Origin of the sequence: Nocardioides flavescens (genome assembly GCF_009823805.1) — a bacterium.
In the GTDB taxonomy this organism is placed as follows: Bacteria; Actinomycetota; Actinomycetes; order Propionibacteriales; family Nocardioidaceae; genus Nocardioides; species Nocardioides flavescens.
Map to the genome: position 1 here is coordinate 133,414 of NZ_WUEK01000007.1, position 25,525 is coordinate 158,938.

Annotated in this window: 24 protein-coding genes; 17 read left to right on the plus strand and 7 right to left on the minus strand. The window is 73.2% G+C overall.

Going from position 1 to position 25,525, the window contains the following annotated elements; all coding sequences use genetic code 11:
* Positions 1–2 precede the first annotated feature (2 nt).
* The 3 genes from GRQ65_RS12795 to GRQ65_RS12805 form a co-directional block, all read right to left on the minus strand.
* Entirely contained in the window at positions 3–263 is a 261-nt protein-coding gene (locus GRQ65_RS12795; RefSeq protein WP_160878365.1) for a hypothetical protein, read from the minus strand.
* Complete coding sequence (locus GRQ65_RS12800) at positions 260–784, minus strand: CGNR zinc finger domain-containing protein (RefSeq protein WP_160878366.1); 525 nt, start codon at positions 782–784, stop codon at positions 260–262. Before GRQ65_RS12800 ends, GRQ65_RS12795 begins: the two co-directional genes overlap by 4 nt.
* Before the next feature lie 157 nt (positions 785–941).
* Positions 942–3,215 carry a helicase-associated domain-containing protein gene (locus tag GRQ65_RS12805; protein WP_160878367.1) on the minus strand — a complete coding sequence of 758 codons (2,274 nt, stop codon included), beginning with the start codon at positions 3,213–3,215 and terminating at the stop codon, positions 942–944.
* A gap of 97 nt (positions 3,216–3,312) precedes the next feature.
* Between GRQ65_RS12805 and GRQ65_RS12810 the strand changes: the two genes are divergently transcribed.
* The 3 genes from GRQ65_RS12810 to GRQ65_RS23445 are packed head-to-tail and all read left to right on the plus strand — an operon-like array spanning position 3,313 to position 6,530.
* The gene (locus GRQ65_RS12810; RefSeq protein WP_160878368.1) at positions 3,313–4,095 is read left to right on the plus strand and encodes a PP2C family protein-serine/threonine phosphatase; all 783 of its coding nucleotides are present in this window, start codon (positions 3,313–3,315) and stop codon (positions 4,093–4,095) included.
* The gene (locus GRQ65_RS22165) at positions 4,092–5,348 is read left to right on the plus strand and encodes an FHA domain-containing protein (RefSeq protein WP_202388032.1); all 1,257 of its coding nucleotides are present in this window, start codon (positions 4,092–4,094) and stop codon (positions 5,346–5,348) included. Before GRQ65_RS12810 ends, GRQ65_RS22165 begins: the two co-directional genes overlap by 4 nt.
* A 27-nt stretch (positions 5,349–5,375) precedes the next feature.
* Positions 5,376–6,530, plus strand: coding sequence for an RDD family protein (locus GRQ65_RS23445; protein WP_160878369.1), 1,155 nt, complete (start codon positions 5,376–5,378; stop codon positions 6,528–6,530).
* Between the two features lie 114 nt (positions 6,531–6,644).
* Here the strand turns inward: GRQ65_RS23445 and lepB are convergent, their stop codons facing one another.
* Positions 6,645–7,403: a signal peptidase I gene (gene lepB / locus GRQ65_RS12820; RefSeq protein WP_160878370.1), complete on the minus strand. Its 759-nt coding sequence runs from the start codon at positions 7,401–7,403 to the stop codon at positions 6,645–6,647.
* 46 nt (positions 7,404–7,449) lie between these two features.
* Between lepB and GRQ65_RS12825 the strand changes: the two genes are divergently transcribed.
* From GRQ65_RS12825 to GRQ65_RS12845, 5 genes are all read left to right on the plus strand, one after another.
* Positions 7,450–9,081 (plus strand): AMP-binding protein, encoded by a 1,632-nt coding sequence (locus GRQ65_RS12825; protein WP_160878371.1) that lies wholly within the window; start codon positions 7,450–7,452, stop codon positions 9,079–9,081.
* 33 nt (positions 9,082–9,114) lie between these two features.
* Entirely contained in the window at positions 9,115–10,542 is a 1,428-nt protein-coding gene (gene larE, locus GRQ65_RS24045) for an ATP-dependent sacrificial sulfur transferase LarE (RefSeq protein ID WP_337191694.1), read from the plus strand.
* Positions 10,539–11,291, plus strand: coding sequence for a GNAT family N-acetyltransferase (locus GRQ65_RS12835; RefSeq protein ID WP_160878372.1), 753 nt, complete (start codon positions 10,539–10,541; stop codon positions 11,289–11,291). Before larE ends, GRQ65_RS12835 begins: the two co-directional genes overlap by 4 nt.
* Entirely contained in the window at positions 11,291–12,013 is a 723-nt protein-coding gene (locus GRQ65_RS12840) for a M50 family metallopeptidase (protein WP_160878373.1), read from the plus strand. Before GRQ65_RS12835 ends, GRQ65_RS12840 begins: the two co-directional genes overlap by 1 nt.
* Positions 12,014–12,092: 79 nt before the next feature.
* Positions 12,093–12,488, plus strand: coding sequence for a cold shock domain-containing protein (locus GRQ65_RS12845; protein WP_160878374.1), 396 nt, complete (start codon positions 12,093–12,095; stop codon positions 12,486–12,488).
* 18 nt (positions 12,489–12,506) lie between these two features.
* On the opposite strand, the gene GRQ65_RS22170 is transcribed toward GRQ65_RS12845, so the two are convergent.
* A complete protein-coding gene (locus tag GRQ65_RS22170) occupies positions 12,507–13,928 on the minus strand; it encodes a hypothetical protein (RefSeq protein WP_202388033.1) in 1,422 nt (473 codons plus the stop codon).
* 81 nt (positions 13,929–14,009) lie between these two features.
* Positions 14,010–15,548 (minus strand): MFS transporter, encoded by a 1,539-nt coding sequence (locus tag GRQ65_RS12855; RefSeq protein WP_337191695.1) that lies wholly within the window; start codon positions 15,546–15,548, stop codon positions 14,010–14,012.
* A 91-nt stretch (positions 15,549–15,639) separates the two neighbouring features.
* On the opposite strand from GRQ65_RS12855, the gene GRQ65_RS12860 reads away from it, so the two are divergent.
* Positions 15,640–16,434 carry a DUF3027 domain-containing protein gene (locus GRQ65_RS12860; RefSeq protein WP_337191696.1) on the plus strand — a complete coding sequence of 265 codons (795 nt, stop codon included), beginning with the start codon at positions 15,640–15,642 and terminating at the stop codon, positions 16,432–16,434.
* 129 nt (positions 16,435–16,563) lie between these two features.
* Here GRQ65_RS12860 and GRQ65_RS12865 read toward each other — a convergent pair whose 3' ends face one another.
* On the minus strand, positions 16,564–16,848 hold the full coding sequence (locus tag GRQ65_RS12865) for a DUF2530 domain-containing protein (protein WP_337191697.1): 285 nt from the start codon (positions 16,846–16,848) through the stop codon (positions 16,564–16,566).
* 92 nt (positions 16,849–16,940) lie between these two features.
* On the opposite strand from GRQ65_RS12865, the gene GRQ65_RS12870 reads away from it, so the two are divergent.
* From GRQ65_RS12870 to GRQ65_RS12905, 8 genes are all read left to right on the plus strand, one after another.
* A complete protein-coding gene (locus tag GRQ65_RS12870; RefSeq protein ID WP_160878377.1) occupies positions 16,941–18,401 on the plus strand; it encodes a solute carrier family 23 protein in 1,461 nt (486 codons plus the stop codon).
* Positions 18,402–18,621: 220 nt separating this feature from the next.
* The gene (locus tag GRQ65_RS12875; RefSeq protein WP_160878378.1) at positions 18,622–19,071 is read left to right on the plus strand and encodes a MarR family winged helix-turn-helix transcriptional regulator; all 450 of its coding nucleotides are present in this window, start codon (positions 18,622–18,624) and stop codon (positions 19,069–19,071) included.
* A 50-nt stretch (positions 19,072–19,121) separates the two neighbouring features.
* The gene (locus GRQ65_RS12880) at positions 19,122–20,372 is read left to right on the plus strand and encodes an MFS transporter (RefSeq protein ID WP_160878379.1); all 1,251 of its coding nucleotides are present in this window, start codon (positions 19,122–19,124) and stop codon (positions 20,370–20,372) included.
* Between the two features lie 231 nt (positions 20,373–20,603).
* A complete protein-coding gene (rpsL, locus tag GRQ65_RS12885; RefSeq protein ID WP_028636428.1) occupies positions 20,604–20,978 on the plus strand; it encodes a 30S ribosomal protein S12 in 375 nt (124 codons plus the stop codon).
* On the plus strand, positions 20,978–21,448 hold the full coding sequence (rpsG, locus tag GRQ65_RS12890; RefSeq protein ID WP_160878380.1) for a 30S ribosomal protein S7: 471 nt from the start codon (positions 20,978–20,980) through the stop codon (positions 21,446–21,448). Before rpsL ends, rpsG begins: the two co-directional genes overlap by 1 nt.
* A gap of 170 nt (positions 21,449–21,618) precedes the next feature.
* Positions 21,619–23,730, plus strand: coding sequence for an elongation factor G (gene fusA / locus GRQ65_RS12895; RefSeq protein ID WP_160878381.1), 2,112 nt, complete (start codon positions 21,619–21,621; stop codon positions 23,728–23,730).
* A gap of 66 nt (positions 23,731–23,796) precedes the next feature.
* Positions 23,797–24,990, plus strand: a complete 1,194-nt coding sequence (tuf, locus tag GRQ65_RS12900) for an elongation factor Tu (protein ID WP_160878382.1) — start codon at positions 23,797–23,799, stop codon at positions 24,988–24,990.
* Between the two features lie 119 nt (positions 24,991–25,109).
* Positions 25,110–25,367, plus strand: coding sequence for a hypothetical protein (locus GRQ65_RS12905; protein ID WP_160878383.1), 258 nt, complete (start codon positions 25,110–25,112; stop codon positions 25,365–25,367).
* Positions 25,368–25,525 lie beyond the last annotated feature (158 nt).

The following is a 25,525-nucleotide window of genomic DNA, read 5'->3' on the forward strand; positions in this document are numbered from 1 at the left end:
GCTCAGCCCTGCGACAGGTCGTCGGCCTCGGCCCGGTCCCGTGCCTGGTCGGCGAGGATCTGCTGGTTGACCCGCGACAGCAGGGCGAGCCCGAAGGCGGAGGAGGGGATCGCGACCGCTCCGGCGAGCACTCCGAACCCGACGACGAGGACGGCGTAACGGTCGCCGTAGTCATCGCCGTCGAGGATCACCGCGGCGGCGACCAGGTAGGCGACGAGCACCCAGCCGACGACGCAGCACCAGCTCAGCAGTCGGGTGCTCATGCGGACGCGACCGCCCGCCGCCGGGCGCGGTACGCCGCGACGTTGGCGCGCGACGAGCAGCGCTCGGAGCAGTAGCGGCGCGAGGCGTTGGGCGAGGTGTCGACGAAGACGTCGTCGCAGCGGGCCTCGGCACACACGCCGAGGCGGGTGGGGCCGAGGTCGCAGACGAGGTTGGCCAGCCCGAGCAGCGCCTCGCCGGTGAGGAGCTCGGCGACCGACTGGGTCTTGGACGCGGCGTGGATGTGCAGGTCACCGTCGTGGCCGGAGATGCGCGGGGTGACGGGGTGGCGCACCATCAGCTCGTTGAGCCCCTCGACCACCGCCGCGTCGTCGCCGCGGGCGGAGGCCTCGAACACCGGGCGCAGGTCGCGCTGCAGCCGGCGCAGCAGCATGCAGTCGCGGTCGGTGCAGTGCTCGAGCAGCCAGGGCCGGTCGGCGAGCAGCGCGCGCAGCGCGTCGACGTCGCTCAGGTCGGCGTTGAGGAGCCCGGCCGACCGCTCGGCGTACCGGTTGAAGTCCACGCTACGAGCCTAGGGCGCGGACCCTGAGCCTCCGCGGTCGCCCGCGCGGCGTCGCATCGGACCTGGACGGCGTTGTCGTCGCCCGCCGTGACTCCGCCACGGCGGGCTCCTCCGCCTTGCCAGCTCCGCGCGACCCCACGCCTGCTCACACGCAGGCTCAGGGGCCGCCCCCTACGGGCCCGCCTGCGGGCCCGACGGTCGTGATCCGGTGCACGGCGAAGGTGCGGACGTCGTCGCTGCGGTGGTCGTGGGCGGTGAGCACGCCGCCCTCGACCGAGACCGGGTCGACGATGCGCTCGGTGCGGGTGCCGTGGTTGTCGACGTAGGCGATGAGGACCGGGGTGCCGGTCTCGGCGGCCTCGCGCAGCGCGGCCAGCGAGCCCGACGGCGAGAGCGCGCCGGTGCCGGCGGGCCGGGAGGACGCCGCGCGGTCTCCGGAGCGGATCGCGGTGACGACCGACGCCGTGGCGAGTACGCGCCGGGTCTCGGCGGCGCGGCCCCGGTGCTCGCGCGGGGTCCGGGCCCGGCGCTGGTCGGGGCGCACGACGTGGACGGTGCCGTCGGCGGCCTCGACGACGGGGGCGGCGCCCAGCTCGCGCAGCCGCGGCAGCAGCACGTCGAGCGGGACCGTCGAGATGAGCACGGTCGGGGCCAGCCGGCGCAGACCGAGCGAGCCGGCCTTGGGGTGGTGGAGGAGCTCGGTCAGCGCGGCCTCGTCGTCGGCGCGCAGGAACGCCTCGGCCGCCCCGACCCGCACCGAGCCGAACGTGCGGGCGGTGTCGTCCACCAGGTAGCTCAGCGGCTGCGGCACCGGCGTGCGCGAGACCTCGCCGAGGAAGTCGTGCAGCTCCACCGCGGTCCAGCCCGTGTCGAGCGCGCGGCGCACGGAGGCCGGGGTGAAGCGGTACGTCGTGGCCGCGCCGCGCGACTCGACCTCGGCCACGACCTGCAGGCGCCGGGCCAGCTGCGACTCGAGCGGTCCGGGTGCGACGGCCGTGAGGTCGGCCTGGAGCAGCACGTGGTCGACCGGCTCGGGCAGCAGGGCGGCGAGGGCCTTCGTCGCGCGCTCGTCGTCGCCGTCGAGCAGCAGCCGTGCGTACGACGCCAGCCCGTCGAGACCGGTGACGCCGAGCGCCGCGGCCTCGGTCAGGGTCCAGGCGACCTGCTCGGCCCGGGTGCGCGGTCGGCGGGGTCGTTGCCACCGCAGCAGGGTGACGACCGACGGCAGGCCGGTGCCGCTCGCGAGGCACTCGCCGGGTGTGAGCCCGGCGAGCGCGGCCAGGGTCATGGCCCGCGTCTCGACCATGTGGACACCGCTGAGGTCGGGGGAGAGGGCGTTCCAGACCTTGCCGGCCGGGTCGCGCCCGCCGACCAGGCCGGGCATCCGCGGGGAGCCGAGCCACGCGCGGATGAGGCCGACCCACCGCTCCGCGGGGCTGCGCAGCACCCAGCTGTCGAGCAGGTCGGTGGGCAGCCACGCCGGGTCGCCCGCCTCGTCGGCGGCGGTGGAGAGCAGTCCGGCCGCCTGGGCGGTCTCGACCAGGAGCGCCAGCGTCGGCTCGTCGACCTGCAGCCAGGCGGCGCTCGCCCGCAGGTCGCGCACGCCGAGCCCGCCGCTGCGCAGAGCCGAGGGCGGCTGCGCGCCCCAGTGGTCGAGCAGCAGCTCGAGGCGGCGCACCGTCTCGAACGCCGTGCCGGCCGCGACGCCGTCGACGCGGTCCTCGCCGCGCTCGGTCGTCGCCAGCGCCGGGACGTCGTCCGCCGGCTCGCGGGTGGTGTGCCCGCCCCGCAGCGCGATCCCGACCTCCCCGGGGACGACGACCGTGCCGCTGCCGCGCGGGGTGAGGAGACGTCGTGAGAGGAGCTCCTCGGCCGGGGTGGCGGCGTCGGCGGGCAGCACGGTGTGACGCCCCCCGGTGGTGGCCTCGCCGCCGTGGGCCTCGACGTGGTCGAGCATCGCGCGGGCGGGGGCGGAGAGCTCGGCGAGCCGCGCCTCGACCTCGCGCCGGGTGGGCTCGGGCGACGAGCACGGGCGCAGCCCGCTCACCCCGGCCTCCGGGCCGCCGACGAGCGCCTCCGCGACACCGGTCAGCGGGCGCAGCCCGGCGCTCGACTCCCACACCAGCGCCATCGACACCAGCCGCTCCAGGGCCGCCGCGACGACGGACGGTTCGGCCTTCACACGGGTGGTCAGCACCTCGGGGCTGGTGTGTCCGGAGACGACGACCGCGTCGAGCACGGTCAGCTCGAGCCGGCTGAGCTGGTCGAGGGCCCGCTGCAGCGACGCCCGGGTCGCGGCCCGCGAGGCCAGCTGCCCGGAGTCGTGGGGTGCGGGGGAGGCGAGGTCGGGCCGCTCGGTGAGCAGCAGGGACAGGCGTTCGTCCGGCCAGCTGCGCAGCTGGTCGGCGAGCGAGCGGAACCCCTCGGCCATCCTCACGATCCTACGGACCGTCCCCGTGAGAGTCTGGCGTCCGGCCCTCCGGTCCCTCCAGCCCCGCCCAGCCCCGCCCAGTCCCGAAGGTGCGCCCATGCGACAGGTCGAGCTCCTCCACGGCGCCGCCACCGACGTCGGTCGGGTGCGACAGGTCAACGAGGACGCCTACCTCGTGGCCGCGCCCGTCTTCGTCGTGGCCGACGGCATGGGCGGGCACGCCGACGGCAGCGTCGCCAGCCGGATCGTGGTCGAGGAGTTCGGGCGCCTCGCGACCACCGGGTACGACGCCACCCGCGGCCCCGACACCGTCGCCGAGGTGCTCCGGGTCTGCCAGGACCGGATCACCTCGCACCCGGTCGACCCGTCGGTGCCGCTCGGGCGCACGCCCGGCACCACGGTGGTCGCCGCCCTGCTCGTGGAGGACGCCGGCGCCCCGGCCTGGCTGCTCGTCAACCTCGGCGACTCGCGCATCTACCGCGTCTCGCGGGGCCGTCTGCAGCAGGTCAGCTCCGACCACAGCGTGGTGCAGGAGCTGATCGACGCCGGACAGCTGCGTCCGGAGGACGCGGCGCAGCACCCCGACCGCCACGTGATCACCCGGGCCCTCGGCGGCCCGCGGCTGGAGGAGGCCGACTACTTCGTGCTGCCGCTCGCCGGTGCCGACCGGCTGCTGCTGTGCTCCGACGGCGTCAGCGGCCTGGTCGACGACGAGGGGATCGCTCAGGTGCTCGGCGCGCACCCCGATCCGCAGGAGGCCGCCGGCGCCCTGGTGGCCGCGGCGCTGGCCGCCGGGGGTGACGACAACGCCACCGCGGTGGTCGTCGATGTGGTGGGATGGGAGCCCGAGCAGAGGACGAGCGGAGACGGGGGAGCGTGAGCGTGCAACGACCGGGCGAGCCGGGCTCCGACCGTCGCTCCTACCGCCCCGGGTCCTGGTTCGCGGTCATCGGCCGCCGCGTCGTCGTCCTCCTCCCCGCGACCGAGAAGGCACGCGTCGCCGCGCTCTGGGAGCTGGTCGACGGAGGCGACGAGGAGTTCGACGTCGTGCTCGACGCCCTCATCGCGACCGGCCTGCGCGAGCTGCCGGGCTTCGTCCTGGTCAGCGGCGGGCAGCGGCTCACCGGCGGGGAGACCAAGGTCGTGCTGCGCGGTGCGGCCCGCATCGAGCTCGAGGCGGGCGGCGAGACCCTGAGCCTCGACGGGGCCAGCGCCACCACCTGGGTCGAGCGTTCCTTCGCCGCCACCACCCGCGTGCGCGTGGAGCTCGGTGGTGACGACCCGCTCACCGACGACCTCCCCGGCACCGACGGGCCGTCGTACGTCGTGGACACCGGGCTGGTGCGCGTCGCCAGCCTCGAGATCGGCACGTCCGCCCCCGCGGTCGATCCCCTGGGCATCGCCACCGAGCCCGACGGGGTCCTCGCCGCGGACGAGGCCGAGGCGGAGCCCGAGCTCGAGCGTGCCGACCCCGGTGAGCCGGAGCCGCCCGCGCGCTCGCCGGAGCCCCCGAGCTGGACCCCGGCGCCTCCTGGCCCCGTCGGTCCGCCGCCCCCGCCCCCGGTGCTCGCCGCCGTGCCGCCGCCGCCCGCGTCCCCTCCCGTGCCGGCCCCCGAGGCGCCGACCGAGGCGTTCTTCGGCTTCGGCGCACCCGGCCCGGACGAGCAGCCCGAGCCGACCGACGTCGACCACGACGGTGAGACCGTGACCGGCGCCTGGCAGCCGCCGGAGGAGGCCCGCCCGGGCATCCCCGGTCAGGAGCCCGCGCCCGACGTCACGGTCCCGGTGGCGCGGCTGGTGCTGGCGACCGGAGAGACCGTCGACGTCGACCGCGCCGTGGTCATCGGCCGCGCGCCGTCCGCGCGCCGGTTCACCGAGGGCGAGCAGCCCCGCCTGGTGACGGTGCACAGCCCCCACCTCGAGGTCTCCTCGACCCACGTCGAGGTGCGGCCCGGCTCGGGTGCCGACCACGGAAGCGCCGTCGTGACCGACCTCGGCTCCACCAACGGCACGCTCCTGGTGCAGCCCGGCCTCGGCCCCGAGGAGCTCACCCCCGGTGTCGCCGTACAGCTCATCCCCGGTGCCCTCATCGACCTCGGCGACGGGGTGACCATCCAGGTCACCCGCCCCTGACCGCACCACCGACCGACGACCAGTGCCGTGACCGACACCGAGACCGACGCGCAGCCCGACGAGGTCGCCCCGGAGCCCGAGGACCTGGTGGCGAGCCCCGACCGCCGCTTCTACGCCTTCGTCGTCGACCGGTTGATCGCCTGGACGCTGTACGCCGTCGCCGCGTGGGCCTCCTACCGGTGGCTGATCGAGCCCGGCCGGCTCTGGCTGGGCGTCGGCGCGATCGTCGGCGCCGTCCTGCTCGTGTCGCTGCTCTTCGCCCTCGGGACCGGGCTGCGGGGGGTCACCCCCGGCAAGGCCGCGCTCGGGCTGCGCGTCGTCGCCGCGGACGGCGGTCGGCCGATCGGCGTCGGGCGGGCGCTGCTGCGCACGACGGTGCTCGGCGTCGCGACCCTGCCGACCGTCGGGTTCGGCGCCGGTGCGCTCGCCTGGACGGCCCTGGTCGACCCGACGGGGTGGCGCCGGGGCTGGCACGACCAGCGCGCGGGCTCCGTGGTGGTCGACGTGCGCCCCGTGGTCGTGGAGGAGGAGGTCGAGGAGGAGGCGCCGCGCCAGGTCGTCAACCTCACCGCCCTGCGGCTCGTCCCGGCGTCCCCGACCCCGCCCCAGCGCATCCCCACCCGCCGCGGCGCGCCGACGCGCCCGGGCGAGCCCGAGCCCGTCCTCTCACCCGCCACCCCGGCCAAGCCGCCGACCTCGCCAACGCCGCGCCAGGGCCTCGGCTGGCCGCTGGTGGGTGACGCACCGCCGGCCGGCGCCGAGCCGCCGGCCGGTCGCCGCATCGCCGCCCCCTCCGCCGCCGGTCCCGCCGCCCCCGCCGCCCCGCCCGCGGCTCCGAGGCGAGCCCGGGCTCGCTGGCAGGTGTCGTTCGACACCGGCGAGACCTTCGAGGTCGCCGGGCTGACCCTGGTCGGCCGCCGCCCCGAGTCGCGTCAGGGCGAGCCCGTGAAGCGGCTGGTGACCCTGGCGTCGGACGACATGAGCCTGTCCAAGACCCATGCGCAGTTCCAGGTCGTGCCTGACGGAGCGCTGGTCGTGATGGACCGCGGGTCGACCAACGGCTCGCTGCTCATCCGCGACGGCGTGACCAAGCGCCTGGCCGGCGCCCAGCCGGCCACCCTGCGCGACGGCGACCGGGTGCGGTTCGGCGACCGTGAGATGACGGTGGCCAAGCTCGGCTGAGCGCCCCGTCGCTCAGGTGGTTCCGAGACAGGACTTCGTCCTTCCTCGACCACCGTCGACGGCGGTCGAGGAGGTCCGCCAGGACCGTCTCGAGACCACGCAGGCCCGCGGAGCTCAGCTCGCGTCGGGCACGTCGTCGAACGCGTCGGGACGCCCGACGAGCTCGGCGCGACCGAGCGGCCAGGCCAGGGCGAAGACCTTGCCGACCACGTCGGAGATCGGCACGTACGGCTTGTTCTCGTCACAGCCCTCGGCGTCCGGGCGGCACAGGCGGGCGGAGGAGTCGGCCGAGTCGTCGCGGTTGTCGCCCATGACGAACAGCGAGCCCGACGGCACCGGCCCGACGGTCCAGTTGCAGTGCTGCGCGCCGCTCGGCATGGGGCCGTCGCAGGCGTCGCGACCGCGTTGCGGCTCGATGAAGGCGTCCTCGTCGACGGGCTGGCCGTTGATGGAGAGCCGGCCCTGGGCGTCGCAGCACACGATGGTGTCGCCGGCGACGCCGATGACGCGCTTCACGAGGTGACCGCCGGTCGGGTAGAGGCCGATCTTGGCCAGCGCCCGGGCCAGGAACGACATCGGCTGCTCGGCCTCGAGGCCGTTCAGCCAGTTCCCGGGGTCGTCGAAGACGATGACGTCGCCGCGCTGCGGCCCGCCGCTGCCCCAGTACGACGGCTTCTCGACCAGGATCCGGTCGTTGACGATGAGGCCCGGCTCCATCGACTCCGAGGGGATGTAGAAGGACTGGACGAAGAACGTCTTGACGACGAGCGCCAGCGCGATCGCGAAGACCAGCAGGAGCACGGTCTCGCGCAGCGCCTTGAAGGGCCTCGGCTTGCGCTCAGCCTCGCTCGAGTCGGCTTCCGTCCTCGTCACGCAGTGACCCTACCCACTGCCCGGCAACCCGGCGTACGTTGCTGAGATGGTCGAGGAGACGAGTCGCTCGTACGCGCGCGGCGAGACCGAGCCGGCCCTGCGGGACGGCACCATCGGGCAGGACCTCGAGGCGACGGTCGCCGCCCACCCCGACGGCGAGGCGCTCGTCGAGTGCGCGACGGGGCGGCGCTGGACGTGGTCGGAGCTCGACCGCGACGTCGACGCGCTGGCCCGAGGGCTGCTCGCCGCGGGGCTCGCGGCCGGTGACCGGGTCGGCATCTGGGCGCCCAACTGCGCCGAGTGGACGCTGGTGCAGTACGCCACCGCCAAGCTCGGCGTGGTGCTGGTCAACCTCAACCCGGCCTACCGCACCCACGAGTTCTCCTACGCCGTGAACCAGTCCGGGCTGCGGCTGCTCGTGGCGGCGACCGACTTCAAGACCAGCGACTACCGCGCGATGGTCGAGCAGAGCCGCCCGGACTGCCCGACGCTCGAGCGGGTCGTCTTCATCGGCACCGACGACTGGACCGCGCTGGTCGCGGCCGGCGAGGCGGTGCCGGCGGACGCCGTCGCCGAGCGGATGGCGACGCTCTCGCCCGACGACCCGGTCAACATCCAGTACACCTCCGGCACGACGGGCTTCCCCAAGGGCGCCACGCTCAGCCACCGCAACATCCTCAACAACGGCTTCTTCACCACCGAGCTGATCGGGTTCACCCACGAGGACCGGCTGTGCATCCCGGTGCCCTTCTACCACTGCTTCGGGATGGTGATGGCCAACCTCGGCTGCACCACCCACGGCGCCACCATGGTGATCCCGGCACCCGGCTTCGAACCGGAGGCGACGCTGCGGGCGATCGCGCAGGAGCGCTGCACCGCGGTGTACGGCGTACCGACGATGTTCATCGCCGTGCAGCACCACCCGGGCTTCGCCGAGCACGACCTCAGCTCGCTGCGCACCGGGATCATGGCCGGGTCGACCTGCCCGGTCGAGACCATGCAGCGCTGCATCGACGACATGCACATGCCCGAGGTCGCCATCGCCTACGGCATGACCGAGACCAGCCCGGTCAGCTGCCAGACCCGCTCCGACGACGACCTCGAGCGGCGTACGGCGACCATCGGCCGGGTCGGTCCGCACCTGGAGATCAAGGTCGTCGACCCGGTCACCGGCGAGACCGTCCCGCGCGGCACGGCGGGGGAGTTCTGCACCCGCGGCTACTCGGTGATGCTCGGCTACTGGGCCGAGGAGGAGAAGACCCGCGAGGCGGTCGACGACGACGGCTGGATGCACACCGGCGACCTCGCCGTGATGCGCGAGGACGGCTACTGCACGATCGTCGGCCGGATCAAGGACATGGTCATCCGCGGCGGTGAGAACGTCTACCCGCGCGAGGTCGAGGAGTTCCTGCACACCCACCCCGACGTCGTGGACGTCCAGGTCGTCGGCGTGCCCGACGAGCGCTACGGCGAGGAGCTGTGCGCCTGGATCCAGCTGCGCGAGGGCGCCGAGCCGCTCGACGCCGCGGCGGTGCGGGAGTTCTGCGCCGGGCGGCTCAGCCACCACAAGATCCCGCGCTACGTGCTCGTCGTCGACGGGTTCCCGATGACCGTGACCGGCAAGGTCCGCAAGGTGGAGATGCGCGCCGAGAGCGCCGAGCGGCTCGGGCTGGGTTGAGGGCTCACCGCCCACCGGACCTACCCTGGGCGGGTGGTCAGCACGGAGGTCGGTCAGCTCGCGATCGGCTTCGACCTCGACATGACCCTCATCGACACGGTGCCGGGGTTCCGGGCGACACTCGAGGCGCTCGGCGCCGAGCTCGGTGTCGACTTCCCGGTCGAGGAGATGACCCGGCGCCTCGGGCCGCCGCTGGAGCAGCTGCTCGAGCCGCACCTCGCGCCCGAGGCCGTGGGGCCGGCGGGTGACCGGTTCCGCGAGCTCTACCCCGACCTCGCGATCGACTCGGTGCCCGCGCTGCCGGGCGCCCGCGACGCACTGTCCGCCGTACGCCGCCACCGCGGGCGGGTCGTCGTCGTGACCGGCAAGTTCCCCGCCAACGCCCGCCGCCACCTCGACCACCTCGACCTCGAGGTCGACCACCTCGAAGGCTGGGTGTGGGGCGTCGGCAAGGCCGAGGCGCTGCGTCGCGAGGGGTGCTCGGTCTACGTCGGCGACCACGTCCACGACGTCGAGGGCGCCCGCGCCGCCGGGGTGCTGAGCGTCAGCGTGCTGACCGGCGGGTGCACCCGCGCCGAGCTCGAGGCGGCCGGCACCGACGTCGTGCTGGAGTCGCTGGCGGAGTTCCCGGCCTGGCTCGACGAGCACCTGCTCACCACCCGGCTCGCCGCGCTCGAGCGCGACCTGACCGCGCGCGGCAGCGTCATGGTGGCCTACAGCGGCGGCGCCGACAGTGCGCTGCTGCTCGCCGCCGCGGTGCGTGCGCTCGGGCCCGAACGGGTCGTGGCCGCGACCGGCTACTCCGACTCCCTGCCCGCGGTCGAGCGCGATCCCGCCCGGGCCTTCGCCGAGCGGCTCGGCGTCGAGGTGCTCACCCCTGCGACCCACGAGATGGAGCGCGAGGGCTACCGCGCCAACGCCGGTGACCGCTGCTTCTTCTGCAAGGCCGAGCTGATCGACGTGCTGACCCCGCTCGCGGCGCGCCACGGGCTCGCGGTGGTCGCGACCGGCACCAACGCCGACGACGCGGTCGCGGGCTTCCGCCCCGGCATCCGCGCCGCCCACGAGCGCGGCGCGGTCGCCCCGTTGCGCGACGCCGGGCTCACCAAGGCCCAGGTGCGCGAGGCGTCGCGGCGCTGGGGGCTCCCGACCTGGGACAAGCCGGCCGCCGCGTGCCTGTCCTCGCGCGTGGCCTACGGCATCGAGGTCACGCCGCACCGGCTCGCGCGCGTGGAGCGGGCCGAGACCGTCGTACGCCGCCTGCTCGGCGACGACCGCCACCTCGACCTGCGCGTGCGCGACCTCGGCGAGCGCGCCTCGGTCGAGATCGGCCGTGACCGGCTGCCGCTGGATCCGTCGCTGGCCGCCGACGTCGAGCGCGCGGTCGCCGCCGAGGGGTTCGACGCCGTGCAGATCGACCCGCGAGGCTTCCGCTCGGGGTCGATGAACGAGGCGCTGTGACGCCGCTCGACCCCGAGCTGGATCCGGCACTCGTCCACCGCGAGGCGACCCAGTGGATCTGGGTGCCCGAGGACGCGCGGGTCCTCGAGCGGCCCGGCTTCCTCCTCGTCGCCTACCCCGAGCACTTCGCCACCCCGACGGTCGCGACCCGCTGGGCGCCCGGCTTCGACGACGTCGACGCGGTGCTGGCCGGCGCCCGCCTCCTGCGCCGACCGCACGTCGACTTCTCCGAGATCTCCGGTGGTCCGCTCGAAGAGGCGCTGGTGGCCCGGGGCGCCGAGCTCACCGAGACGCTCACCGTCCTCGCCACGCCCCTCGACCCGCTGCCCGCGCTCGACCCACCGATCGACGTCGAGGTCGGCCCGGCCGTCTCGCTGGCCGAGCGCCGGGCCGCCGAGGCGATCTCGGTGGCGGCGTTCGGCGGCACGGCCCGCGACGACGAGACGCTGGCGTCCGACGACTGGTCGGGCCACGTGGTCGCCCGCCGCGACGGCGCGGTCGTCGGGGTGGCCGGGCTGACGCTCACGAGCGTCTCCGCCCGGCTGTGGGGAGCGGCCGTGGCACCCGAGGCGCGGCACACCGGTGTCTACCGCGCGCTGCTCGGCCACCGCCTGCGCACCGGCGCCGAGGCGGGTCGCGCCCTCGCCCTGGTGAAGGGCCGTGTCGAGACCTCGGCGCCGGTCCTCGCCCGTGCCGGGTTCGCGTCGTACGGCGAGGTCCGGGCCTACCGTCTGGCCTCCGGCGGCTGATGGACCGGCTCGCGGAGCTGTGGTCGACGGTCTGGGCGCGGGCCACCGCGACCCAGCCGGTCCCCGACCTCTCCCTGGTGGCCGCGACCGGCGTCGTGGCCCTGCTGCTGGTGTGGGCACCGGCGACCTGGCCGCGGGTGCGCCTGGGCGTGACGGTCGTGCACGAGGCCGGTCACGCGATCGTGGCGGTGCTCGTCGGTCGTCGGCTGCGCTCGGTCCACCTGCACTCCGACACCTCGGGGCTGACCGTCTCGAGCGGCAAGCCGCGCGGCCCCGGGATGGTCGCGATGCTGGCTGCGGGCTACCTCGCGCCCGCCGCGCTCGGGCTGCTCGCCGCGCTGATGCTCGCGGCCGGTCACTCGATGGGGCTGCTCTGGCTCCTGATGGCGCTCATGGCGGCGCTCATCGTCTGGGTGCGCAACGGCTACGGCTTCCTCGTGCTGCTCCTCGGCGCCGGAGCCGTCGTGCTCCTGACGACGTACGCCGACCCGCAGGTGCAGTCCGTCGTGGCGTACCTGCTCACCTGGGTCCTGCTGCTCGCCGCTCCCCGGCCGCTGCTCGAGCTGCTGGCGCGGGGTCGGAGCCGCGGTCCGCGCACCGACCCCGGCCAGCTCGCGCGCCTCACCCCGCTGCCCGCGCTGGCGTGGACGCTGCTGCTCCTGCTCGCCAACCTCGCCGGGCTCGTGGTCGGCGCGGCCACCCTCGCCCCGAGCCTCGTCTGACCACCTCGGTATCCGGGTACGGGACGGCTCGGACTGCCATTAGGGTGGGCCGTCCGCGCACGGGAGAGAGGGTCAGACGGTGCCGACTGGCAAGGTGAAGTGGTACGACGCCGGCAAGGGTTTCGGCTTCCTGTCGCAGGACGACGGCCCCGACGTCTACGTCCGCGCCGATGCCCTCCCCGAGGGCGTCACGACGGTCAAGGCGGGCACCCGCGTCGAGTTCGGCATCGCCCAGGGACGCCGCGGCGACCAGGCCCTGCAGGTGCGCATCCTCGACAAGCCGGCCTCGGTGCAGCGCAACCAGTCGAGCGCGAAGCGCAAGAAGCCCGACGAGATGGCGACCATCGTCGAGGACCTCATCCGGCTGCTCGACGGCGTCGGCGAGGCCTACCGCCACGGCCGGCACCCCGACCGCTCCACCGCGGCACCGACCGCCAAGCTGCTGCGCGCGCTCGCCGACGAGCTCGAGCTCTGAGAACGGCGACCCGCAGGGTCAGCGCCGCACCACGACGCTGACCGGGCGGCTCGCCGCACCGGCGCCCGCGGACCCGACCGCGGCCACCCGGAACCACCAGCGCCCCGGCGCGAGCGCGGCCATCGTGAGCCGCGTCGTCGCGGCGTCGAGGGCCGGCAGCGTCGTCCAGCGCTTCGCCCCGGGCCGGCGCACCTCGACGAGGTAGTCGGTCACCACCGCTCCCGCCGGCGCGGCCCAGCGCAGCACCACGCCGCCGGCGCGACCCCTCGCGCGCAGCCGTGCGGGTGTGCCCGGCGGCGCGGGGGTGGTCACCATCGGCGCCGGGGGAGCGGGCGTGCTCGGCGTCGCAGGGGTGACCGGCGTCGAGGGGGTGAGCGGCGTCGCGGGGGTGACCGGCTCCTGGACCCGGGGACGGTGCAGCCCGACGGCCACGTCGCCCACCGTCGAGGTGTACGTCGCGACCACGACCGGCCCCGTCGTCACCGTCCAGCCGGTCGGGGCGCTGACGGCGAACGTGTCGGCCGGCAGCTCGCCGACCACGAAGCCACCGCTCGCGTCGACCGCTGCGTCCCACGTGCCGCCGGTGGCGGTGCCGGCGAGCCCCAGGTGGAGGCCGCTCAGCGTCTCCTCGCCCGCGTCGCGCACGCCGTCGCCGTCGAGGTCGTCGAAGACCGTGCCCGCGACCTCGGCCCGTCCGGGCGCGAGCACGGTGAAGGTGCGCGTCGCCGGGCTGGACCCGCCCGCCACCAGCAACGCGTCGTGGGCCGGCGGGGTGCGGGCGTGGTCCTGCTCGTCGTGCGAGACGAGGTGCACGCCGTACGACACCCCGGTGAGGGTCCACGTCCCGCCGCTGCCGGTCGTGGTGCGCCGGTCGGGGTCCGAGGTCAGGTCGCTCACGACCACCCCCGCGAGTCCGTGACCGTCGGCATCGACCACCGTGCCGCTGAGCGTCGCGTCGGCCGGGGTGGCCGCCGTCGGGTCCACCCCGAAGTCGACGTCGTCCCAGCCGCGGGTCTCGGACTCGTCCGTCCCGATCGTGAGCCGGTAGGGCTGCTGGGCCGCGGGCAGCGTCTGGCCGGTGCGGGGCTGGTAGACGAGCCAGATGCCCGCGGTGAGCCCGGTCAGGCTCCACCGCCCCTGCTCGACCGTCGCCACCAGGTCGCCGCTCTCCCGGGTGCCGTCGGCGCTGACCCGCGTGGCCACCACGAGGTCGCCGTCGGGTGCCGCCGTGTCGCCGGCGCTCCACCGGCCGTCGCCGTCCGCGTCGGTGAACGCCGCACCGCTCAGCCGGCCCGGCGCACCCGCCACCGGGCCGATCGGAGCGGCCGGAGCGGTCGGGACCGCCGGCTCGTCAGCCGACGCGGGCGCAGCGGCGAGCCCACAGAGCAGCAGCGAGGCTGCGCAGGTCAGGCCGGCGACGTGGCGCGTCCGAGACGTCACCGCACGAGGGTAGGTCGACCACCGGGGCTCGCGCCCTGGCCCGCACGGGTCATTCGCGGGCCAGAGCCACGGTCGGCCGGGTCAGGGCTGGCGGCGCACCGGCAGCGGCTGGGTGTCCTCACGGGTGGTGTCACGACGTTGGGCGGGGCGCGGGGGCGCGCTCGCGCGGACGGTGGCGACGACGGGCCCGCGGCGGCGGCCCGGCGAGGACCACAGGACGTACGCCGTCCAGGCGGTGAGGAGCACGAAGGCCACCGTGAGCCCCAGCCGCGGCGGGTCGAGGGGGAGCGCGATGCCGATGAACCCGCCGACCACCCAGGCGAGCTGACACACGGTGTCGCTGCGGCCGAAGGCGCTCGCCTGCACCTGAGCCGGCACGTCGCGCTGGATGGTGGCGTCGAGGGAGAACTTCGCGAGCGCCTGCGCGAGCCCGGCGACCAGGCCGAGCAGCGCGAGCGCCCACACGCCGTAGAACAGCGCAGCGAGGAGCGCGACCGCGGCGTCGCCGACGAGGGCGAGCACGACGGCGAGGGCCGGGGTGATCCTCGACAGCAGCGAGGCGGCGAGCGTCCCGAGGGTGCGCCCGAGGCCGACGGCCCCGACCACGACGCCGATCACCACGCCCGCGCCGAAGCTGCTGTCGGGGCGCAGGTCGGGGTCGCGCAGCAGGAACGCGAGGTACATCAGCAGGAAGCCGGAGAGGAACCACGGCCCGGCGTTGGCCCGCAGCGCGAACGCCATGGCCGGCGTGGCCCGGGTGCGGCGCCGCCCGCGGGAGGTCGTGCTGCCCTCGACGCCGCGCCAGGAGAGCTCGCCCTCGCCGGCGCTCGAGTCGACGGCCGCCGGCAGCCGGATCGCGCAGACGGTGGCGACGACGAACAGCACGAAGGCGTAGCGCAGCGACCACTGCGGCCCCACGAGCGAGGCCAGGCCGGCGATCGGGGCGGACACGCTCGCGCCCACGATGCCCGACAGCGAGACCCTCCCGTTGGCCTTGACCAGGGTGAAGTCACGCGGCAGCAGGCGGGGTACGGCGGCCGCCCGGGTCACGCCGTAGGCCTTGGACGAGACGAGCACGCCGAGCGCGGCGGCGAAGACCAGCGGCGACTCGCTCGTCACCGACGAGGCCAGCGCCCAGCACAAGAAGGCCCGCACCGCCATCGTCGCGCCGATCGCCCAGCGTCGCCCGTGCGCGAACCGGTCGAGGAAGGGGCCGATCAGCGGCGCCACGATCGCGAACGGCAGCATCGTCAGGCCGAGGAACAGCGCGACCTGGTCGCGGGCCTCGCCCGAGGGCACCTGGAAGAACAGCGAGCCCGCCAGCGAGATCGCCACCGCCGCGTCGCCCGCGGTGTTGAACACGTGCATCTGGATCAGCCGGGAGAGCCCGGACTCGCCGGCGCCCTGCGCCTCGCTCGCCCGGCGGGCCTGCACCGCGGTGTAGCGGCTCGCGCGGGCGGTGCTGCGCCCGGCCGCGGCCAGTCCGCGGGCCGTCGCGCGCGCCCCACCCGCGACCCCGCGGCCGACCCGGCGGGCCCGCTCGCCGCGGGGGGCCCGCGAGCGCCCGGTCGGAGGCACGTCCGGGTGCGGGTCGCGCCAGCGCTGCTCGTCCTCCTCCACGGGTCCATCCTGCCCGCTCCCACCCCCCGAGCAGGGGTGCGGCACCCGCCCGACCTGACATCGTCCGCGGGCATCGGTCATGCTTGCTCGCGTGAGCTCCCTCGCCACCCTCGCTCCCACGCGCGGCAAGCCCGACGCGGCCGCCGCGGCCGCGGTCGACCTCGCCCGCACGGCGCTGCTCGAGGAGGTCGACGACGCCGGCGACATCGGCGAGCACCTCGCCGCGATCGGCGAGGGCGACCGGGTCGTCACCCACCTCTTCGCCTGCACCCGCCGCGGCTACGTCGGATGGCGCTGGTCCGTCACCGTCGTGCGCGCGAGCCGCCAGCGCACCGTGACCGTCGACGAGATCGTGCTCGTCCCCGGCGAGGAGGCCATCGTCGCCCCCGCCTGGGTGCCCTACCGCGAGCGCCTGCAGCCCGGCGACCTCTCGCCCGGCGACCTGCTGCCGGTGACCGACGACGACCCGCGCCTCGTGCCGACGTACTCCTTCGGCGACGACCCCCTCGACGCCGACGACAAGGCGCAGGTCCGCGCGGTGGCCGCCGACCTCGGCCTCGGCCGGGTCCGCACGCTCTCGGTCGAGGGCCGCGACCTCGCCGCCCAGCGGTGGTACGACGGCGACGGCGGCCCCGCCTCGCCGCTCGCGCAGGCCGCGCCCCACCACTGCTTCTCCTGCGGCTTCCTGCTCCGGCTCTCGGGCCCGCTGGCCGACACCTTCGGCGTCTGCGCCAACGGCGACGCCAACGACGACGGCCGCGTCGTCACCTTCGACCACGGCTGCGGCGCCCACTCCGAGGTCCGCCTCGCCCAGAAGTACGACCCGCAGCCGCTGCCCGACCACGTCGTCGACACGCTGACCCCGACCGACGTCGAGTCGTTCTAGTCGTGAGCCCCGCTGGTTGAGGAGGCCCGCCAGGGCCGTCTCGAAACCACTGGCCGGACGTGGTTTCGAGACAGGACTCCGTCCTTCCTCAACCACCGAGTCCGTCTCGGGGGCACCCTCGGTGGGTGCTCAGTCCGCGTCGAGCTCGCGACGCGCCTGACGGCGCCGGCGGCAGTACTCCAGCCCGAGCAGGCCGAGGCCGAAGCCGCACAGGCAGGTCCACAGCCACCAGGTGCGGCCGTCGTCCTGCAGGCTGCCGTAGAACGGCAGCAGGGCGAGGAAGCCGATGAGCCAGGCCGCGGTGCCGACCTCGACGGTGCGCACGCCGTCGACGTCCAGGGGCTCGACGTCGGCGACGATGTAGGTGCGGTTGCCGAACTCGTGCTGGGACGGCTGGTCGTCGCGGAGCTCCACGGCTCCAGACTATCCGCGCCGGCCGTCGTACGCCGTCTCACGCAACACGGCCGAAACCCATCGGCGCCCGCCGTGTGATGGGGTGACCCCCTGTGAGCACGCAGACCACCGGCACGTCCGGCCTCGACGGTTTCTTCAAGATCAGCGAGCGCGGCTCGACGCTCGGGCGCGAGGTGCGCGGCGGCGTCGTCACCTTCGTGACGATGGCCTACATCGTCGTGCTGAACCCGCTCATCCTCGGCTACGCCCAGGACGTCGACGGCCGCTTCCTCGGCGGGGGCGACGCCCCCAACCTGCCGGCGATCGCGGCCGGCACCGCCCTGGTCGCGGGGCTGCTGACCATCGCGATGGGCGTCTTCGCCAACTTCCCGCTGGCGCTGGCCAGCGGCCTCGGGCTCAACGCCTTCGTGGCGTTCTCGATCGCCGGTCAGATGACCTGGGCCGACGCGATGGGGCTCGTGGTCATCGAGGGCGTCGTGATCCTGGTGCTGGTGCTGACCGGCTTCCGAACGGCGGTCTTCCACGCCGTCCCGGCCCAGCTCAAGATCGCCATCTCGGTCGGCATCGGGCTGTTCATCGCCCTCATCGGTTTCGTCGACGCCGGCTTCGTGGGCCGCATCCCCGACGTCGCCAACTCGACCGTGCCCGTCCAGCTCGGCCGCACCGGCCAGCTCACCGGCTGGCCCGTCGTGGTCTTCGCGCTCGGGCTCGTGCTGCTCATCGCGCTGTGGGTGCGCAAGGTGCGCGGCGCCATCCTGATCGCGATCCTCTCAACCACCGTGGTCGCGATCGTCGTCGAGGCGATCGGCCACCTCGGCTCCTCGGCCGACGCCCCGAGCGGCTGGTCGCTCACCGTCCCCGCGCTGCCGGGGCTCGGCGACATCGTGCAGACCCCCGACTTCGGCACGCTCGGTGATTTCTCGCTGCTCGGCTCGTTCCAGTCCGTCGGCGTCGTCACCGCGGTGCTGCTGATCTTCACGCTGATGCTCGCGGACTTCTTCGACACCATGGGCACGATGACGGCGATCGGCGCCGAGGCCGACCTGCTCGACGCCGAGGGCGTCCCGCCGCACGCCGAGCGCATCCTCGTCGTCGACTCGGTCGCCGCCGCCGCGGGCGGTCTGGCCGGCGTCTCGTCCAACACCAGCTACATCGAGTCGGCCTCCGGCGTGGGGGAGGGTGCCCGCACCGGGCTCGCCTCCGTCGTGACCGGCGTGCTGTTCCTCGTCACGATCCTCTTCGCCCCGCTCGTCGCGGTGATCCCCTCCGAGGCGGCCGTCCCGGCTCTCGTGCTCGTCGGCTTCCTGATGATGCAGCAGGTGCGCGAGATCTCGTGGGACGACGTCGAGATCGCCATCCCGGCGTTCCTCACCATCGTGCTGATGCCGTTCACCTACTCCATCAGCGTCGGCATCGGCGCGGGCTTCCTCGCCTACGTCCTGATCAAGCTCGTCGTCGGCAAGGCCGCCCAGCTCCACCCGCTCCTGTGGGTCGTCGCCGGCCTGTTCGTCGTCTACTTCGCGATCAACCCGATCACCGAGCTGCTCACCTGACGCTCCGGGCGCCCCGCCCGCCCCTCGCGTCCCAGGAACCCCAGCAACTGCTGGGGTTCCTGACGTTCTGGGGGGTTGCAACACCCCAGAACGTCAGGAATTGCCCCGGCAGCGAGGGTGGATGTCGGAATCCCAGCATCTGCTGGGATTCCTGACGTTCTGGGGTTCTTCCGACAGCGCCGGGAATGCTTAGCAAGGGTAATGAGTTAGGCTCAGTGTCATGCCCACCGTCGAGAAGGTCGCCCGCTCCGACGCCGGACTCGCCTCCGAGCTCCGGGTCGCCGTGATGCGGCTGCGCCGCCGCTTGGCCAACGAGCGCGACCCCGACAACGAGCTGAGCATCGCCACGATGGCGGTGCTGGCCAACCTGTTCCGCCACGGCGACCTCACGGTCGGGGCGCTGGCCGCGCTCGAGCGGGTCCAGCCGCCGACCATGACGCGCAAGGTCAGCGCCCTCGAGGACGGGGGGTACGTCGAGCGGCGGCCCCACGAGACCGACGGGCGCGTGGTGGTCGTGGCCATCACCGAGCGCGGGCGCGAGACCGTGCTCGCCGACCGGCGCCGCCGCGACGAGTGGCTGGCCCGCCAGCTGCGCGGGCTGAGCGCCGAGGACCGGGCGGTCCTGCGCGCCGCGGCGCCAATCCTGCACCACCTGTCCGAGCGCGACTGACCAGCGCGACTGACCCCCACCAGACCCAGGCGAGAGCGAGACGAGATCGAGTGAGCCCCACCTTCCGAGCCCTGCGCAACCACAACTACCGGCTCTACCTCGCCGGCAGTGTCGTGTCGAACACCGGCACCTGGATGCAGCGCGTCGCGCAGGACTGGCTGGTGCTCACCCTCCCGGGCACGGGCGGCACCGAGCTCGGGATCACGACGGGCCTGCAGTTCCTGCCCGTCCTGCTGCTCTCGCCGTACGCCGGGGTGGTCGCCGACCGCTTCCCCAAGCGGGCCATGCTCCAGGTCACCCAGGCCTGCATGGCGCTGAGCTCGCTGCTGCTCGGCATCATCGCGGTGACCGGGCACGTCCAGGTCTGGCACGTCTACGTGCTCGCGTTCGTCTTCGGGGTCGGCTCGGCGTTCGACGCCCCGGCGCGCCAGTCGTTCGTCTCCGAGATGGTCGGCCGCGACGACCTCACCAACGCGGTCGGGCTCAACTCCGCGGCGTTCAACATCGCCCGCCTCGCCGGGCCCGCCGCGGCCGGGTTGATGATCGGGGCGCTCGGCGACGGCGCCCGGGCCTCGGGCTGGGTGATCCTGCTCAACGCCGTCTCCTACGTCGCGGTCATCTGGCAGCTGCGGCGCATGGACCCGCGCGAGCTGCACTCGCCCGAGCTGCGCGGCCGCAGCCCGGGGATGCTGCTGGAGGGCGTGCGCTACGTGCGCAGCCAGCCGAAGATGATGCTGATCCTCGTGCTGGTCTTCTTCGCCGGCACCTTCGGCATGAACTTCCAGATCACCTCGGCGCTCATGGCCACCCAGGTCTACGGCAAGGGCGCGGGGGAGTTCGGGCTGCTGGGCTCCGCGCTCGCGCTCGGCTCCCTGAGCGCGGCCCTGCTCAACGCCCGCCGGGTGCGGATCCGGCTGCGGCTGCTGGTGGTCGCGGCCACCGGCTTCGGGGTGGCCGAGATCGTGGCCGGCCTGCTGCCGACGTACTGGACCTTCATGGCCTTCGCGCCCGTCATCGGCTTCGCGACGCTGACCCTGCTCAACTCCGCCAACGCGACCATGCAGCTCGAGGCCGACCCGGCCCTGCGCGGGCGGGTGATGGCGCTCTACATGACCGTCGTCATGGGCGGCACCCCGCTCGGCAGCCCCGTCATCGGTACGATCGGCGAGCAGCTCGGTGCGCGGTGGACGCTCATCATCGGCGGCGCGCTCACGCTCCTCGGCGTGGTCGTGGCGCTGGCGGTCTTCGAGCGGGTCCGCGCGCAGGTCGGCGCAGCCCGACCCGAGCCGCTGCCCGTCTGAGGCCCGCCCGGGGCGAGGCCGCGGGCCCCCTCGTGCGCTTTTGACCCCCTCCGGGGCGGCCGGTACGCTCGATCCTCGGTGTCTGGTCCTCCCAGACCCTCCTGCGTGCCCAGGTCCTGCCGATCCGGTGGGGGCGCACGGCCGCGGCAGAGGCACGAGCAGCAACGCAGTACACCCGTGCCCGGCAAGGTGCCGGGCCGTGATGAGCAAACGAGGAGAGGGAACCACCAGGTGCCCACCATCAACCAGCTGGTCCGCAAGGGCCGCCAGGACAAGGTGTCGAAGAACAAGACGCCTGCCCTGAAGGGTTCGCCCCAGCGACGCGGCGTGTGCACGCGCGTCTACACGACCACCCCGAAGAAGCCGAACTCCGCCCTCCGCAAGGTCGCCCGCGTGCGCCTGTCGAGCGGCGTCGAGGTCACGGCGTACATCCCGGGTGTGGGCCACAACCTGCAGGAGCACTCCATCGTGCTCGTCCGCGGCGGCCGGGTGAAGGACCTCCCCGGTGTCCGCTACAAGATCATCCGCGGCACGCTCGACACCCAGGGCGTGAAGAACCGCAAGCAGGCTCGCAGCCGCTACGGCGCGAAGAAGGAGAAGAGCTGATGCCTCGCAAGGGCCCGGCCCCGAAGCGGCCGCTCGACGTCGACCCGGTCTACGGGTCGCAGCTGGTCACCCAGCTCGTCTCCAAGGTGCTGCAGGACGGCAAGAAGCAGGTCGCCCAGCGCATCGTCTACAGCGCCCTCGAGGGCTGCCGCGAGAAGACCGGCACCGACCCCGTCGTCACGCTGAAGCGTGCGATGGACAACGTCAAGCCGGCCATCGAGGTCAAGTCGCGCCGCGTCGGTGGCGCCACCTACCAGGTCCCGATCGAGGTCAAGGGCACCCGGGGCACCACCCTGGGGCTGCGCTGGCTCGTCGGCTACGCGCAGGACCGTCGCGAGAAGACGATGTCCGAGCGCCTGATGAACGAGATCCTCGACGCCTCCAACGGCCTCGGTGCCGCGGTGAAGAAGCGCGAGGACACCCACAAGATGGCCGAGTCGAACAAGGCCTTCGCGCACTACCGCTGGTGATCGCCGCGGCCGGGCCCGGGGGAACACTGCGCACGTCGCACTCGTTCTCCTGTGGCCCGGCCCGCAGCGGCCCGGGCACACTGCGGCGCTGCACGCCGCACCGCACGCCGCACCACCCAGGGCTGACCACGCCCGGGCTCGCAACAACCCAGAGGGACTGAGACAAGACAGTGGCTGTCGACATCACCACCGACCTGAACAAGGTCCGCAACATCGGCATCATGGCCCACATCGACGCGGGCAAGACCACCACGACCGAGCGCATCCTCTTCTACACCGGCATCAACTACAAGATCGGTGAGGTCCACGAGGGTGGGGCCACGATGGACTGGATGGAGCAGGAGCAGGAGCGCGGCATCACCATCACGTCCGCCGCGACGACCTGCTGGTGGAAGAACCACCAGATCAACATCATCGACACCCCCGGTCACGTCGACTTCACCGCCGAGGTCGAGCGCTCGCTGCGCGTCCTCGACGGCGCGGTCGCGGTCTTCGACGGTGTCGCCGGTGTCGAGCCGCAGACCATGACGGTGTGGCGCCAGGCCAACAAGTACTCCGTGCCCCGCATGTGCTTCGTCAACAAGCTCGACCGCACCGGTGCGGACTTCTTCCACTGCGTCGACATGATGGTCGACCGCCTCAACTCCACCCCGCTGGTCCTCCAGCTGCCGATCGGCGCCGAGTCCGACTTCCTCGGTGTCGTCGACCTGGTCGGGATGCGCGCCCTCACCTGGCGCGGCGAGACCAAGATCGGTGAGGACTACGACGTCGAGGAGATCCCGGCGGAGCTCGCCGAGCAGGCCGCGGAGTACCGCGAGAAGCTGCTCGAGACGCTCTCCGAGGCCGACGACGAGATCATGGAGAAGTACCTCGAGGAGGGTGAGTTCACCGTCGAGGAGCTCGAGGCCGCGATCCGTCGCGCCACGCTCGCCGACAAGCTCAACCCGGTCCTGTGCGGCACGGCGTTCAAGAACAAGGGCGTCCAGCCCCTGCTCGACGCGGTCGTGAAGTACCTCCCCTCGCCGCTCGACATCGACGCGATCATCGGTCACTCCCCGCGCAACGAGGAGGAGGAGATCAAGCGCCGTCCCTCCGACGACGAGCCGTTCTCCGGTCTGGCCTACAAGATCGCCACCGACCCGCACCTCGGCAAGCTGATCTACGTCCGGGTCTACTCGGGCAAGCTCGAGGCCGGCTCGACCGTGGTCAACTCGGTCAACGGCCGCAAGGAGCGGATCGGCAAGGTCTACCAGATGCACGCCAACAAGCGTGAGGAGATCGCGTCGGTCGGCGCCGGCCAGATCGTCGCCGTGATGGGTCTGAAGGACACCAAGACCGGTCACACGCTGAGCGACCCGCAGAACCAGGTCATCCTCGAGTCGATGACGTTCCCGACCCCGGTGATCGAGGTCGCGATCGAGCCCAAGACCAAGGGCGACCAGGAGAAGCTCGGCACCGCGATCCAGCGCCTCTCCGACGAGGACCCGACCTTCACGGTCAAGTCCGACGAGGAGACCGGCCAGACGATCATCGCGGGCATGGGTGAGCTCCACCTGGAGATCCTCGTCGACCGCATGAAGCGCGAGTTCCGCGTCGAGGCGACCGTCGGCAAGCCGCAGGTGGCCTACCGCGAGACCCTGCGCCGCGAGGTCACCAACCACAGCTACACCCACAAGAAGCAGACCGGTGGGTCCGGCCAGTTCGCGAAGGTCGTCATCTCGCTCGGCCCCAACGTCGACCCGGAGACCGGGCTCGGCGCGGGCTACGAGTTCGCCAACAACGTGAGCGGTGGCCGCGTGCCGCGGGAGTACATCCCGTCGGTCGACCAGGGTGGCCAGGAGGCCATGGAGTTCGGTGTCCTCGCCGGCTACCCGATGGTCGACGTGAAGTTCACGCTCGAGGACGGCGCCTACCACGACGTCGACTCGTCCGAGCTCGCGTTCAAGATCGCCGGCAACCAGGCCTTCAAGGAGGCCGCCCGCATGGCCCAGCCGGTCCTGCTCGAGCCGATGTTCGCGGTCGAGGTGACCACCCCCGAGAACTTCCTCGGGACGGTCATCGGTGACCTCAACAGCCGGCGAGGTCAGATCCAGGCGCAGGAGGAGCGGCACGGTGACATGGTCATCAACGCCCTCGTCCCGCTGTCCGAGATGTTCGGGTACGTTGGCGACCTGAGGTCCAAGACCTCTGGTCAGGCTTCGTACTCGATGGAGTTCGACTCGTACGCCGAGGTTCCGAAGAACATCGCCGACGAGATCATCAAGAAGGTCCGCGGCGAGTAGTCCGCCCCTTCGGCACCACCCCAGCAAGTACGAGTCAGCAAGTACACAACCCAGGAGGAGCCCACAGTGGCTAAGGCGAAGTTCGAGCGGACCAAGCCGCACGTCAACATCGGCACGATCGGTCACATCGACCACGGCAAGACGACGCTGACCGCAGCGATCACCAAGGTCCTGCACGACAAGTACCCCGACCTCAACGCGGCCTCGGCCTTCGACGAGATCGACAAGGCTCCCGAGGAGCGTCAGCGCGGCATCACGATCTCGATCGCGCACGTCGAGTACCAGACCGAGAACCGTCACTACGCGCACGTCGACTGCCCCGGTCACGCCGACTACATCAAGAACATGATCACCGGCGCGGCTCAGATGGACGGCGCGATCCTCGTGGTCGCCGCCACCGACGGCCCGATGCCGCAGACCCGCGAGCACGTGCTGCTCGCGCGCCAGGTCGGCGTGCCGGCCCTGGTCGTCGCGCTCAACAAGTGCGACATGGTCGACGACGAGGAGCTCATCGAGCTCGTCGAGATGGAGGTGCGCGAGCTCCTCTCGGAGTACGAGTTCCCCGGTGACGACATCCCCGTCGTCCGCGTTGCCGCCTTCCCCGCCCTCCAGGGCGACGAGAAGTGGGGCGACTCGATCATGGAGCTGATGGACGCGGTCGACACCGCGATCCCGACGCCCGAGCGCGAGACCGACAAGCCCTTCCTCATGCCCGTCGAGGACGTCTTCACGATCACCGGTCGTGGCACCGTCATCACCGGTCGCATCGAGCGCGGCATCGTCAAGGTCAACGAGGAGGTCGAGATCATCGGCATCCGCGAGAAGGCCCAGAAGTCGACCGTCACCGGTGTCGAGATGTTCCGCAAGCTGCTCGACGAGGGTCAGGCCGGCGAGAACGTCGGGCTGCTGCTCCGTGGCACCAAGCGCGAGGACATCGAGCGCGGCATGGTCGTCATCAAGCCGGGCACCACGACCCCGCACACCAACTTCGACGCCAGCGTCTACATCCTGTCGAAGGAGGAGGGCGGCCGCCACACGCCGTTCTTCAACAACTACCGTCCGCAGTTCTACTTCCGCACCACGGACGTGACGGGCGTCGTGACGTTGCCCGAGGGCACCGAGATGGTCATGCCGGGTGACAACACCGAGATGTCGGTCGAGCTCATCCAGCCCATCGCGATGGACGAGGGTCTCCGCTTCGCGATCCGCGAGGGTGGCCGCACCGTCGGCGCCGGTCGGGTCACCAAGATCACCAAGTGATCTGATCTCAGTTCTGCCCAGCAGCCCCCCGATCGCTCCCGCGGTCGGGGGGCTGCTGCGTTTCCGGCCCGCTCGGGACGCGACCCGTGGTCAGGAGGGGGTGACGTAGCCTCCAACGCGTGGAGGTCTCCTTGAAGCGGTGGGGCGCGGGGCTGCTGGCTTCCTTCGCCGTGGGCGTCGCGGCGATCCTCGTGCAGATGGTCGGGCTCGTGCGCGGCGAGCGTGCCGTGTGGGTTCCCGCGATGGTGGTCGGGCTCGCCGCCATCACAGTCGTCGTCGGGTGCTCGCTCGGCCTCGCCGTGGAGGTCTGGCGGGCGTGGCGCGCGACGCGAGATTCGACGCGACCACAGAGTCCGCGACCACCGCGCGTGGGGTGATGGTGAGAACACGCGACGCCAGGGCCCACTGTGGCCCTTCGTCTCGGGCCTGCAGGTGCGGGGGTCGAATCCGACGGAGCCCACTCACAGCGCCGACCAGCACCGCGTCCGATGATCGGGTCACTGGTCCAGGGGACCCGGCGTGCCGAGAAGAGTCG

Coding starts and splice junctions, on each gene's coding strand:
- GRQ65_RS12840 (WP_160878373.1), top strand. CDS start 11,291: ATGGACCGGCTCGCGGAGCTGTGGTCGACGGTCTGGGCGCGGGCCACC.
- GRQ65_RS12825 (WP_160878371.1), top strand. CDS start 7,450: ATGGTCGAGGAGACGAGTCGCTCGTACGCGCGCGGCGAGACCGAGCCG.
- GRQ65_RS12810 (WP_160878368.1), top strand. CDS start 3,313: ATGCGACAGGTCGAGCTCCTCCACGGCGCCGCCACCGACGTCGGTCGG.
- GRQ65_RS12805 (WP_160878367.1), bottom strand. CDS start 3,215: ATGGCCGAGGGGTTCCGCTCGCTCGCCGACCAGCTGCGCAGCTGGCCG.
- rpsG (WP_160878380.1), top strand. CDS start 20,978: ATGCCTCGCAAGGGCCCGGCCCCGAAGCGGCCGCTCGACGTCGACCCG.
- GRQ65_RS12875 (WP_160878378.1), top strand. CDS start 18,622: ATGCCCACCGTCGAGAAGGTCGCCCGCTCCGACGCCGGACTCGCCTCC.
- GRQ65_RS12795 (WP_160878365.1), bottom strand. CDS start 263: ATGAGCACCCGACTGCTGAGCTGGTGCTGCGTCGTCGGCTGGGTGCTC.